This is a genomic window from Bacillus sp. LL01, assembly GCF_001037965.1.
This window is the reverse complement of the sequence record NZ_LFEL01000024.1, coordinates 1-12,795: the sequence shown is the minus strand read 5'-3', so window position 1 is coordinate 12,795 and position 12,795 is coordinate 1. Positions and strand designations below refer to the sequence as shown.

Annotated in this window: 8 protein-coding genes, 10 tRNA genes, 2 rRNA genes and 1 pseudogene; 3 read left to right on the top strand and 18 right to left on the bottom strand. The window is 40.7% G+C overall.

From position 1 onward, the window contains the following. Together AB685_RS31425 and katG are read left to right on the top strand one after the other, a co-directional pair. Positions 1–501, top strand: a pseudogene (locus AB685_RS31425) (hypothetical protein); the annotation flags it as partial. A 213-nt stretch (positions 502–714) separates the two neighbouring features. Beyond that, complete coding sequence (katG, locus tag AB685_RS22020) at positions 715–2,898, top strand: catalase/peroxidase HPI (protein WP_047972722.1); 2,184 nt, start codon at positions 715–717, stop codon at positions 2,896–2,898. A gap of 242 nt (positions 2,899–3,140) precedes the next feature. On the opposite strand, the gene glmS is transcribed toward katG, so the two are convergent. From glmS to AB685_RS21950, 14 genes are all read right to left on the bottom strand, one after another. Next, the gene (glmS, locus tag AB685_RS22015) at positions 3,141–4,943 is read right to left on the bottom strand and encodes a glutamine--fructose-6-phosphate transaminase (isomerizing) (RefSeq protein WP_047972721.1); all 1,803 of its coding nucleotides are present in this window, start codon (positions 4,941–4,943) and stop codon (positions 3,141–3,143) included. A 423-nt stretch (positions 4,944–5,366) separates the two neighbouring features. Continuing rightward, entirely contained in the window at positions 5,367–6,716 is a 1,350-nt protein-coding gene (glmM, locus tag AB685_RS22010; RefSeq protein WP_047972720.1) for a phosphoglucosamine mutase, read from the bottom strand. Between the two features lie 25 nt (positions 6,717–6,741). Beyond that, on the bottom strand, positions 6,742–7,986 hold the full coding sequence (locus tag AB685_RS22005) for a CdaR family protein (RefSeq protein WP_047972719.1): 1,245 nt from the start codon (positions 7,984–7,986) through the stop codon (positions 6,742–6,744). Continuing rightward, the gene (gene cdaA / locus AB685_RS22000; RefSeq protein ID WP_047972718.1) at positions 7,979–8,803 is read right to left on the bottom strand and encodes a diadenylate cyclase CdaA; all 825 of its coding nucleotides are present in this window, start codon (positions 8,801–8,803) and stop codon (positions 7,979–7,981) included. Before cdaA ends, AB685_RS22005 begins: the two co-directional genes overlap by 8 nt. A 221-nt stretch (positions 8,804–9,024) precedes the next feature. Then, positions 9,025–9,669, bottom strand: a complete 645-nt coding sequence (locus AB685_RS21995) for an anti-sigma factor (protein ID WP_047972717.1) — start codon at positions 9,667–9,669, stop codon at positions 9,025–9,027. A gap of 16 nt (positions 9,670–9,685) precedes the next feature. Further along, a complete protein-coding gene (gene sigW / locus AB685_RS21990; RefSeq protein ID WP_047972716.1) occupies positions 9,686–10,249 on the bottom strand; it encodes an RNA polymerase sigma factor SigW in 564 nt (187 codons plus the stop codon). A 415-nt stretch (positions 10,250–10,664) separates the two neighbouring features. Beyond that, a tRNA-Ala gene (locus AB685_RS21985) sits at positions 10,665–10,740 on the bottom strand. A 10-nt stretch (positions 10,741–10,750) separates the two neighbouring features. After that, positions 10,751–10,825 (bottom strand) — tRNA-Gly (locus AB685_RS21980). Between the two features lie 35 nt (positions 10,826–10,860). Beyond that, a tRNA-Lys gene (locus AB685_RS21975) sits at positions 10,861–10,933 on the bottom strand. Between the two features lie 5 nt (positions 10,934–10,938). Then, positions 10,939–11,013 (bottom strand) — tRNA-Gln (locus AB685_RS21970). Between the two features lie 11 nt (positions 11,014–11,024). After that, positions 11,025–11,109 (bottom strand) — tRNA-Tyr (locus AB685_RS21965). 15 nt (positions 11,110–11,124) lie between these two features. Next, positions 11,125–11,197 (bottom strand) — tRNA-Thr (locus AB685_RS21960). Between the two features lie 3 nt (positions 11,198–11,200). Next, positions 11,201–11,276, bottom strand: a tRNA-Val gene (locus tag AB685_RS21955). A 46-nt stretch (positions 11,277–11,322) separates the two neighbouring features. Then, positions 11,323–11,397, bottom strand: a tRNA-Glu gene (locus AB685_RS21950). A gap of 187 nt (positions 11,398–11,584) precedes the next feature. Between AB685_RS21950 and AB685_RS21945 the strand changes: the two genes are divergently transcribed. Beyond that, positions 11,585–11,773: a hypothetical protein gene (locus tag AB685_RS21945; RefSeq protein ID WP_047972715.1), complete on the top strand. Its 189-nt coding sequence runs from the start codon at positions 11,585–11,587 to the stop codon at positions 11,771–11,773. Between the two features lie 353 nt (positions 11,774–12,126). Here AB685_RS21945 and AB685_RS21940 read toward each other — a convergent pair. The 4 genes from AB685_RS21940 to AB685_RS21925 all read right to left on the bottom strand — a co-directional run. Continuing rightward, positions 12,127–12,202 (bottom strand) — tRNA-Thr (locus AB685_RS21940). Between the two features lie 9 nt (positions 12,203–12,211). Beyond that, a tRNA-Asn gene (locus AB685_RS21935) sits at positions 12,212–12,286 on the bottom strand. Positions 12,287–12,299: 13 nt separating this feature from the next. Next, positions 12,300–12,415 (bottom strand): 5S ribosomal RNA (gene rrf, locus AB685_RS21930). A gap of 159 nt (positions 12,416–12,574) precedes the next feature. Then, a 23S ribosomal RNA gene (locus AB685_RS21925) occupies positions 12,575–12,795 on the bottom strand; the annotation flags it as partial.

Below are 12,795 nucleotides of genomic sequence, written 5' to 3'. Positions count from 1 at the left end.
CTTTTTCATTACCCATTTCCTCTCTCAAAAAAGGACATTCGTGATCTACCCGAATTGTTAAACCAATTATCCATTTCTAATCTTGAACTCTCGCTACAATCTATCACACAGAGATTATTACCATTAGTACGCGAATCGCCTCAAACATTCGAAAAAATAATCTGTGCAACTTTACCGAATTTGCTAAACCGTCATACTTTGGCTGATATTTATACCCATTTAAAGCTAAACGAAGAAACCAGCGACATTCCATCGCTTTCTAAGATTAGCGACATGTACCATCTGGTCGAAGATGCTGAAAATCAATTAAAACTAGGTATGCATTATTATGATCTGGGCCAATATGAAAAGGCTATCGAATGCTTTAGTTGGGAGATGGAGTTGCATTCCAATCAAGTAGAACCTATTCAATGGCTCGCTAAGACCTATCACAAAGTAGGTAAACACAAAGAGGTGGAAACGTACCACAACCTCCTCAAACAAATGAAGCATTCATCTTAATTAATGAATTGATCATTTAACCTGTTGTAACTCACAACTTTTCACTGAAATCTTTAGATTTTTTTAAAATCTATTGCATATTTCTTTTTATTTCAGTCATAATTTATTATAATTACAATGTAAGAATCAATATTGTTTATGTTTTTAGTTTCGCCCATTGTAATGCATGGTTGTTTGCTAGTTAATCTTCTTAAAACGAAAGGGGAATTACGTATGGATATGAAAGAAAATGAGAACGCAGGAAAGTGCCCTTTTACAGGTGAAGGTGGTTCTAGTAATTCTTCTAGAGGTACGAAAAACAAAGACTGGTGGCCTAACCAGCTAGACTTGAATGTTCTTCATCAGCATGACACGAAGACGAACCCACTAGGTGAAGATTTTAATTACGCAGAAGAATTTAAAAAGCTGGATTACGATGCCTTGAAGAAGGACCTTCATAATCTTATGACTGATAGTCAGGATTGGTGGCCTGCAGACTACGGCCATTATGGTCCGTTCTTTATCCGTATGTCCTGGCACGCAGCAGGTACATACCGTACAGTAGACGGTCGCGGTGGCGGTGGAAGTGGCTCTCAGCGCTTTGCTCCTCTTAACAGCTGGCCTGACAACGGAAACCTGGATAAGGCCCGTAGGCTACTTTGGCCAATTAAACAGAAATATGGCAATAAGCTCTCTTGGGCCGACCTTCTCGTTTTCACAGGGAATGTAGCAATTGAATCCATGGRAGGAAAAACGATTGGATTTGGTGGAGGGCGCGAAGATATCTGGCATCCTGAGGAAGACGTCAACTGGGGTCCTGAAAAAGAGTGGCTTGGAGATAATCGTTACTCCGGCGAACGTGATTTGGAAAACCCACTTGCTGCTGTTCAGATGGGCTTGATCTATGTGAATCCTGAAGGTCCAAACAGCAAACCCGATCCGCTTGGAAGTGCAAGCGATATCCGTGATACCTTTAAACGTATGGGAATGAACGATGAAGAAACAGTGGCACTCACAGCTGGTGGACATACATTTGGTAAGGCACACGGTGCAGGTGATCCTTCACATGTTAGCGAAGAGCCAGAAGGTTCACTCGTTGAACACCAAGGCTTCGGCTGGAAAAGCACACATGAAACTGGTCATGGTGCCTTTACCATTACAAGTGGAATTGAAGGTGCATGGACTCCGACTCCTACAAAATGGGACATGAGTTATTTTGATATGCTGTTCGGATATGAATGGGAGCTAACAAAGAGTCCTGCAGGTGCATATCAATGGGCTCCAATAGACCCTGATGAAGAACATCTTGCACCTGATGCAGAAGATTCRTCTAAACGGGTTCCGACGATGATGACGACAGCAGACATGGCCATGCGTATGGATCCAGACTATGAAAAGATCTCTCGTCGCTTCCACAAGAATCCAGACGAGTTTGCCGATGCCTTTGCTCATGCGTGGTTCAAGTTACTCCACCGTGACATGGGTCCTCGTGATAGATATCTAGGTCCAGAAGTTCCAGAAGAAGAGTTCATTTGGCAGGATCCGATCCCCGCGGTAGATTATGAATTATCAGATGCAGAAATAAATGAGCTGAAAACAAAAATACTGGATTCCGAGCTTACTTTGAGCGAACTTATTAGTACTGCTTGGACTTCCGCCAGCACATTCCGTAATTCAGATAAGCGCGGCGGTGCCAATGGTGCACGTATTCGTCTTGAACCACAGAAGAACTGGGAAGCCAATGAACCAGAGAAGCTTTCAAAAGTATTAACAGTTTTAGAAGGCATTCAAAGTGKTCTCGATAAAAAAATTAGCATGGCTGACTTGATTGTATTAGGCGGTAGTGCAGCAGTCGAAAAAGCGGCTAACGATGCAGGCATTGATGTAACAGTTCCTTTTACACCTGGTCGTGGTGATGCCACACAAGAACAGACAGACGTAGAGAACTTTGAAGTACTCGAACCAGTATCTGATGGTTTCCGCAACTATCAGAAGAAAGAGTATAGTATAAAACCAGAAGAGTTTCTAGTAGACAAGGCTCAKCTGTTAGACCTATCTGCAAAAGAAATGACTGTATTGATTGGCGGCATGCGTGTTCTTGGAACTAACCATGGTGGCACACAGCACGGTGTCTTCACTGATCGTGTTGGCACCCTCACCAACGACTTTTTTGTGAACCTACTTGATATGGGGATCGAATGGAAGCCTGTAGATGGCGGTGTTTATGAAGGACATGACCGTAAAACTGGGGAAGTTGTTCGTACTGCAACGAGAGTAGACCTAGTCTTCGGTTCACACTCCATACTCCGTGCCCTTGCCGAAGTATACGCGCAAGACGATAGCAAAGAGAAATTTGTTCATGACTTTATCGCTGCTTGGGTCAAGATCATGAACGCAGATCGTTTCGACGTTAAGTAAAATATAGCTATAAAAGATACACCTTATGAGGCTGCTTGATCTTAGCTCACTCTTTAAAGTGACCTTTAGGTCAGGTGGCTTGTATAAGGTGTCTTTCACTTTAACGTGAGATGGCTGTTCTAAAAGCAGCAGTTTCTCATCTATTAGACATATAAGAATACCCCTTTAGACAATAGATCCAAAGGGGTAAAACGGTATAAATTTATTCCCAAACCACATTACTTTAATACTTACTAATCTACCTATTCAACTGTTACACTTTTTGCAAGGTTACGTGGTTTATCCACGTCACAATCAYGGTGTAGGGCTGCATAGTAAGAAATTAATTGCATTGGAATAACTGCTACTAATGGTGTTAAGAATTCGTGTACCGCAGGAAGAACAAATGCATCATCTTCCTCTTCCATGCCCTCCATACTAATAATACAAGTATTCGCACCACGCGCTGCTACTTCTTTTACATTCCCACGAATGCTTAGGTTTACATGCTTTTGTGTAGCAAGAGCAATAACCGGGGTACCATCTTCAATTAATGCAATCGTACCGTGTTTAAGCTCTCCACCAGCAAAACCTTCAGCTTGAATATATGAGATTTCTTTTAACTTAAGAGCACCTTCAAGTCCTACATAAAAATCAACTGCACGACCAATGAAGAAACAGTTACGTGTGATCGTTAAGTAGTCACGCGCTACTTGCTCTAATTGTTCTTTTTGATCCGTTAAAGTTTCCATAGCATTTGCTACAATTGCTAACTCCTGTAGTGGATCGAAGTCTAAATTGACACCTTTTGCCTTCGCTGTATCAACAGCCAGCAATGTGAATACAGCCATTTGCGCTGTATATGCTTTCGTAGAAGCAACTGCAATTTCTGGTCCTGCATATGTGTGCAGGGTAAAGTCAGCTTCACGAGAAAGGGTTGATCCAGGAACATTGGTTACGGTTAAGGCTTTGTGGCCACGTTTCTTCACTTCGACTAATACACCTCGAAGATCAGCTGTTTCACCACTTTGTGAAATAAAGATAAAGAGTGGGTTATCCGATAATAGAGGCATATTATACAAGAATTCACTTGCAATGTGTACCTCAACTGGACGTTGTGCAATTTTTTCAATTAATTGCTTACCGACAAGACCAGCATGATAGCTCGTTCCTGCAGCAATAATATAAATTCGATCTGACCCCTTCATTGCCTCACGAATGTCGTCATCAAGGCGTACAGAGCCGTCTTCGTTTTGATATTTTTGAATGATGTTACGAATAACAAAAGGTTGCTCATCAATTTCTTTTAACATGAAGTGAGGATATGTGCCTTTTTCAATGTCACTAGCATCAAGTTCTGCAGTGTAAGGCTCACGAGACATCACAGTCCCATCAAGCGTTTTAATCGTGATGCTATCACGCGTCACAATAACAAGTTCCTCATCCATAATTTCAACAAATTGATTTGTTACTTGAAGCATAGCCATCGCATCAGATGCAATAACATTTACTCCTTCACCCACACCGATTAATAATGGGCTCTTATTCTTACCAACATAGACAATGTCTGCATCTTCATTATCAATTAGTGCAGTTGCATACGAACCTTTTAATAGCGATAAAGTATGACGGAATGCATCCTCAATGGAGTTACCTTCTGTAACAAACTTCTCTACCAATTGAACAATAACTTCCGTATCCGTATCACTTGTTAACTCAACATCAATTAAGAATTCACGCTTCAACTGCTCATAATTTTCAATTACTCCGTTATGAACAAGTGTGAAACGTTCTGTTGTACTTTGATGCGGATGAGCATTATTACGACTTGGTTCCCCGTGTGTTGCCCAACGTGTATGACCAATTCCTACCGTTCCGTCTACACTTGTGTCCACAACTTCACGTAACGCCGCAATGCGTCCTTTTTCTTTGAAAACATGAACTCCATTATCATTCGCTACTGCAATACCTGCTGAGTCATAGCCACGGTACTCCAGCTTCTCAAGTCMACGTAATAGAATTTCCTTCGCATCTTCTGTACCAACATATCCAACAATACCACACATAATAAATTACCTCCTGAAGTCAGGGGCAAGAAACCTTGAGGGCGTACTTGCCCCCACTCTTTTATAATGATTGTGGCATGCTACTTCTGTCTTTGTGCAAAGAGTCACCCCTTTGTTTTTTACAGAAGCTTAACGGCTGTCATGCTACAACCGGAGGGCATCCGCCGATTAATCGATAAACCCTCTCCTCGTCAACTACACAAATATCCGACCATTGTGTAGTTCAGGCGCTTTTATTTTCTATGACAAACTACCTCTACCCTCCTTTTACTACATACAAACATTATCATACAAGATCGATGTATGAACGTCAATCTTTGGTAAGAATTTTACATTCTATTTGAAACAAAAGAGTGAGAGTTGTTACATTACTAAAAAAATATGCATGAGGAGCTGTATTGGTTCGCCCCCCATGCATATTCCTTACTCAGCTAAGCCCATTTCTTCTTTAACGACTTTAGCTATTTCCGTTACATATTCTTCACATTTTTCTTCTGTTTTTGCTTCTACCATTACTCGAACAAGCGGTTCTGTACCAGACGGACGAACGAGGACTCGACCTTCTCCTGCCATTCTCTCTTCAACTTTTTCAATAGCAGCACGAACTTTATCATTGTCAGTAACGGCATGTTTGTCTGTTACACGTACATTCACAAGCGTTTGTGGAAATGTCTCCATCTCAGCTGCCAATTCTGATAATTTTTTTCCTGTTCCTTTCATAATGTTAACAAGCTGTAGCGCAGATAGCATTCCATCGCCTGTCGTTATATGATCAAGGAAAATAATATGACCAGATTGTTCTCCACCTAGATTAAATCCACCTTTACGCATCTCTTCCATTACATAACGGTCACCTACACCCGTCTGCTTTGTTTCGATACCTGCTTCTTCTAATCCTTTATAAAAACCAAGATTACTCATCACCGTTGATACAACTGTACCGTGGTTTAGCCAACCTTGCTCTTTCATATATTTTGCACAGATAAACATAATATGATCGCCGTCTACCGTATGTCCATTCTCATCAATTGCAATTARACGATCTGCATCTCCATCGAAAGCAAGACCAATTTGCGCACCCTTTTCAATAACAAGATCTGCTAATTTATCTGGGTGAGTTGACCCACAGCCCTCATTAATATTTACACCGTTTGGCGAAGTACCCATTGTAGAGATATCTGCTTCAAGGTCTGCAAATAGATGTGGTGCTAGGGAAGAAGCTGCACCATTTGCACAATCAAGCGCTATATGAATACCTGAGAAGTCGTCTTGCACTGTTTGCTTTAGGAATTGAATGTATTTTTGACCACCTTCAAAATAATCATTTACTTGACCAACTGCATCCCCAACTGGACGCGGTAGAAGATCTTCATTACTATCAATTAGTTCTTCAACTTCTTTTTCTTGTTCATCTAATAGTTTAAAACCATCAGGCCCAAAGAATTTAATCCCATTATCAGGAACAGGATTATGGGACGCAGAAATCATCACACCTGCGTCTGCACTTAATGCTTTTGTTAGGTAAGCAACCCCTGGTGTAGAAATAACACCTAAGCGCATAACTTCTGCTCCAATTGATAGAAGACCAGCTACTAGTGCACTTTCAAGCATTTCACCTGAAATACGCGTGTCACGACCGATAACAATACGTGGTTTCTCTGTTTGTTTTGTTAATACGTATCCACCCATTCGACCTAATTTAAAAGCAAGCTCAGGGGTTAAATCTTTATTTGCGACACCTCTAACACCATCTGTACCAAAATATTTACCCATTATTTACTCTCTCCTTCAACAATCTTCACTCAGATTCAGCTTGACCTGAGACGATTACTTCTACATTTGTCTTACTTACACTAAAACGAATATTTTGTGGACCATTTATTTGAATTGGGACTGAATGCTCCCCTTCACTTAAGTTGCTAACATCCGCATACACTTGGATATCATCGACAGAAAACTGATCAAGATTAGCCTCTGCACCATGTGCGATAATAGAAAGAGTTTCTTCTTCATCGTCGGCAAAATCAATGTCTGTTTCCTCAGGTGCCCCTATTAATTCAATCGAAACATCAGACCACTGCCTAGACTCTTCTTCAGCAATATTTACTTCCACTTCAACCATTTCTGGTTCAAGCGCTTGGACACCTGGTGGGACCGGAACTTCCATCGTAAATGTTTGATCCTCWGTAATATCATCTAGATCAATCGTTAAGCCCTCTAAAACATTAAACGATTCTAAGACATCGAATGGTCCATAGATCAGCACTTCTTTAGGAGATACGTTGATCGATTCAATACTTACACCCTCTCTCAGTTCTCCCTCACGTGATATTTTTATGGGAACACTCTTATTCGGGCTAGTAATGGGAACTCTTACATCAACAATGCCTGGCTCTACATCTAAATGAAGCTCATTACCRCTACTATCATACAACTTCACTGGAACAGCTTCCTCAAGCATTTTATCAGCGTCTTCCACATCTACATAAGCTTTTGCGTCCGCAACTTCAGCCGCAACTTCACGCGCTGCAGTAACTGTTACATTAACAGGTGATACCATTGGGGTACCGACTGAATAGCCTTCTTTAACGGCATCAGCATTCACCAATTCCACATCAACTGGTATGGAGACGGTTTGTTTTTCTTGTAGCTCCACTCTTGCAAATTGAGGAACAATTGAGACTGATAGGTCCCCAGGAAACCCACGATGTTGAATACTTAACGTATGTACACCTTCTTGGCGTTCCGTAACATCAACAAACACTTCAAAAGTAGGTCTCATTAGTTGAAAAAACGCAACCGCACTTTGAGATCCACTAAGCTTCACTTGCACATGTTCGGTTTGATCAACAATGGCATAATTCTCTTCGTCATATACTACCGTTACTTCTACTTCTTCTAGAGTAGAGGTTCGATCACTTAAAGATGGTAATATCCCTGRTTGACTCGTTAGATCATCCATATTCACCATAGCAAATAGCATTAAAGCAATGAAAAACGAGATAATCTTCACAAACCAATGACTGTTAAATAACTTATCCATTTTTCTTCCCTCCCCACTTCCAGCGAGAAGATGTTTGTTGCTTGCTTTCTGTTAATAATTCATTTTCTAATAGCAATCGGAGTTTCTCTTCATCAAGATCTCGGTGAAGTTCGCTATTTTTAGTTAAAGAAATTGCACCGGTTTCTTCTGAGACAATAATCGTTAAGCAATCAGTGACTTCACTTACACCTAAAGCTGCCCTGTGTCGCGTGCCCAGTTCCTTAGAAATAAACGGATTCTCAGAGAGTGGCAAATAACAGGCCGCCGCTAAAATTTGATCGCCTTTTAATATAACAGCACCATCATGAAGTGGTGTATTTGGAATAAAAGTATTTATCAGCAATTCAGATGTTAAATGAGCATTCATTTGAATCCCAGTTTCCACATAGTCTGACATACCCGTCTCACGTTCAACTGACATTAATGCTCCTATACGGCGTTTCCCCATATACACAGACGCCTTCACAATCGCATCAATAGAATTCTTAGTAGAATCCTCTTGAGGTATTGTTCTACTTGAGAACAAGCGACCACGACCTAACTGTTCTAAAGCTCTTCTTAATTCCGGCTGGAAAATGATAATAATGGCCAACAAACCATAAGTCAAAGTTTGCGACATAAGAAACTCAAGCGTCCTAAGTCCAAAAAAGCGACTTAGAAACCATACAACCAAAATGACCGTAATCCCTTTAACAAGTTGTACAGCTCGTGTTCCTCTGATAATCATAATAAGCTTGTACACAACATATGTGACAAGCAATATATCTACAACCTGCCCAATATAATTGAGCCACGTATAATCCTCAAATGGGAACATGGCACTTCCTCCAAACCCTTAGCATTCATTACTTGTCATYTTTATCATATTAGTCATTGTACACATCTTTCCCATAATTAAAACGACTTTTCATCAGTTCGCTTTTATAAGATACGTAAACATATTAACTGTATCATTATACCATAAATCATTCTAGTCATTTTATTATCGTTTTAYGTCACTCTTATAACACCCATTAAAAAAAAGCCCCCAGAGGAGCTTTATTTATTATCATCTGAATCTAACACTGTGATTACTTCCGAAAAGAAGTTTTTCGTATGGTACCAAATCCAATCAAGCACCTGATTCACTTCCTCAATTTCTCCAGATACATGACCCGCCGAAGCAAAATAAGGTTCACTATTTACAAGTAAGATATCCCCTCTCACTTCCCCTTCTACTACTAACTCACCATTTCGAACGACAAGATCGCCTTCGACCACTTCTCCTTCTGGAACCACAACACRTCCACTTGATTGATCTATTTGTACATTACCCGAGCCCGAGAAGGTCACTTGCTCATTATTTTGCCAAAGTGTAGAGACGCTGGTTGACATTAATAATAAGAATACAGCCGCCGCCACTAGGATCGGATGTTTCTTCATCCAACGCTTCCACTTTGATTTTGTTTTTGAAGTGCTCTTCTTTTGAGGAAGATTCGCCATCACTTGGTTAGTAAAGTTGGYTGGAGTTTCAATATGGGAGGCACTTTGGACAAATGCAATCGCCTTTTTTAATTCACGTACATGCTCCAAGCAGTGCGGACACTCATTAAGGTGTGCTTCTAAACGCTTTCTCTCTTCAGATGATGTATCTCCATCTAAATATTTATGAATTAAATGCTCATAGCTTTTTTCACATTTCATCTTAAAGTCCTCCTTTCTATAGATGACGCATTCTTTTACGAAGCGCCTCTCTCCCCCTGTGAATACGTGTTTTTACTGTTGATATTGGTAAATCGAGAATATCACTTATTTCTTTTAAAGATAAGTCCTCTATATATTTCAATATGATTGCTGTTCTATATTTCACTGGTAATTGATTAATTTCATCTTGAACCCATTCTTGCATCTCCATGGTTACGATCTGCTCTTCGGGTAAAGCTTGATCAGCAGCAAGTTGACTTTCGAAAGTTAAATTCTCCGAACCTTTAACTTGATCCTGCAAATGAAAATCCGGCTTCTTTTTTCTTAGGCGATCTATCGCTACATTAGTTGCAATTCGAAAGATCCATGTAGAAAATTTACGATTACTATCAAAGCTATCTAAGTTAGTATAAGCACGTAAARATGCTTCTTGGGCGACATCTTGAGCTTCATGAGCATTCCCAACCATTCGATATGCAATTTGATAGACTTTATCCTTATATAATTCGACTAACTCGGCAAAAGCTTGCTCATCACCATTTTTCACCTCTAGGATGATTCGTTTCACAATCGCTTCCATTATTTATCCCCTGCTTATATTCAATCTATAAACTCTTACGTATGATGCTTAAATAAGTTTCAAAATTCTTCTCGTTATTTAGTTTAACATGAAAAAATAAGAAATCATTACCTGAAACATGTTTTAACTTACTAAAAAAGGGTATAGAGCAAACAATTAGATAAATTTGWAAGGARGGATGATGCAAATTGCTTAAAATGAAATGTAAACATACAGAATTGCTCCAACAAATAGAGGATTCAAGGAGTACATTAAATGAGCTATCCCAATCACATCCTCTATACTCAGACCCAATTGTGATGCAAAGCCAAGAACTAGATGACCTTTTAAATGAATATAACGCGCTACTTAAACAAAATTAAATCAAACAAAAAAAACCCTTAGATAATAATCTAAGGGTTAAAGTATGTATAATTGGTGGAGCCTAGCGGGATCGAACCGCTGACCTCCTGCGTGCAAGGCAGGCGCTCTCCCAGCTGAGCTAAGGCCCCTTATATGTATTGGAGCGGAAGACGAGATTCGAACTCGCGACCCCCACCTTGGCAAGGTGGTGTTCTACCACTGAACTACTTCCGCATCAAATCACCTTCACAAGATGAATGAAATAAAAATGAGCCATGAAGGWCTCGAACCTTCGACCCTCTGATTAAAAGTCAGATGCTCTACCAACTGAGCTAATGGCTCTTAAATGGCTGGGCTAGCAGGATTCGAACCTACGCATGACGGAATCAAAATCCGTTGCCTTACCGCTTGGCGATAGCCCAACAAAAATGAATGGTGGAGGGGGACGGATTCGAACCGCCGAACCCGGAGGGAGCGGATTTACAGTCCGCCGCGTTTAGCCACTTCGCTACCCCTCCAACCTAACTAAAAGATGCCGGCCAGAGGACTTGAACCCCCAACCTACTGATTACAAGTCAGTTGCTCTACCAATTGAGCTAGACCGGCATATGGTGGAGGATGACGGGYTCGAACCGCCGACCCCCTGCTTGTAAGGCAGGTGCTCTCCCAGCTGAGCTAATCCTCCATAGCTTGTCTTTAAAGTTAGTCATTTATGTACCATGTAAAATTAATGGTGACCCGTACGGGATTCGAACCCGTGTTACCGCCGTGAAAGGGCGGTGTCTTAACCGCTTGACCAACGGGCCATCGTTTCAAAATGTGTCGTTTCTTACTGACAAAAAGTATTATATCCAATAATTTTATCATTGGCAACCCTTTTTAAACTTTTTTTATAGATTTTTTGTTTTTTTATTTTAAGATAAGAAAAGCATTGATAACACGAACGTATATTCGGTATACTTAAAGAAAGCATTCTACATGGGAGTGATCTGAATGAAGAAAATTCAGGAGGTTCAACATCAAGATTTAATAGAAAAATTTCAATATGTTAAAAACCAAGCTAAAGAAGAAACTCGTTTAGAGGTAGCCGAACGTATGATTGATTATGGAATTGACTTACAATTAGTTCGGACAATCACTGGTCTATCAATTGAAYAACTTAAAGCTCGACCTTCTCGGTAGATAGCTTGCACATTTTAAGTCGCTTAATACATACGCTTAAGATCATTTTATTATCCACTAAACAAGTCTAAGCTCTTTTGGTCTCTTCTATCATTAGTAAAAGGCCAAAGAGCTTATTTTATTTCTACCTTTAACTACCAAAGACTTGTTAGGAGAGTATGTAGTTACTTAGCTAGCCGACCTTAATAATAATTATTAGTCCTTCATAAGAGGAGAGGCTGATAAGTAGATCAGTAGATCATCTATAGTGTTAAACATTATACTTTTAATAATTTGGGTATCAAATGGATACAAAAAAACCAACCGATAAAAGGTTGGTTAATAATATATGTATAAGTAATATAAAGTTGCTCTGGAGCTTCCAAGCGGATTCGAACCGCTGACCCCTACCTTACCATGGTAGTGCTCTACCTGCTGAGCTATGGAAGCATAAAAAAATGGCTCCACAGGTAGGACTCGAACCTACGACCGATCGGTTAACAGCCGATTGCTCTACCACTGAGCTACTGTGGAACGTAAAAAAATCGCCTGGCAACGTCCTACTCTCACAGGGGGAAGCCCCCAACTACCATCGGCGCAAAAGAGCTTAACGACCGTGTTCGGCATGGGAACGGGTGTGACCTCTTTGCTATCGCCACCAGACTATGATTCACTTCAGATCCTCGACGGGTCGATTCTCTTTGTGAATGTTTGAGAGTGGTTCTCTCAAAACTAGATAATGCCCACAGGACGTGGGTACCAGGCGTTGCGACAGACGTCGCRAACTTAGCGTGGTTTCYGTAAACATGTGTCAAGAATWRTTTGGATAAGTCCTCGACCGATTAGTATCTGTCAGCTCCACGTGTCRCCACGCTTCCACACCAGACCTATCAACCTCATCATCTCTAAGGGGTCTTACTGGATTAACTCCATGGGAAATCTCATCTTGAGGGGGGCTTCATGCTTAGATGCTTTCAGCACTTATCCCGTCCACACGTAGCTACCCAGCGATGCTCCTGGCGGAACAACTGGTACACCAGCGG

Bases quoted from the DNA above. Each gene is read 5' to 3' on its own strand.
- cdaA (WP_047972718.1), bottom strand. From the start codon at position 8,803: ATGTTCCCATTTGAGGATTATACGTGGCTCAATTATATTGGGCAGGTT.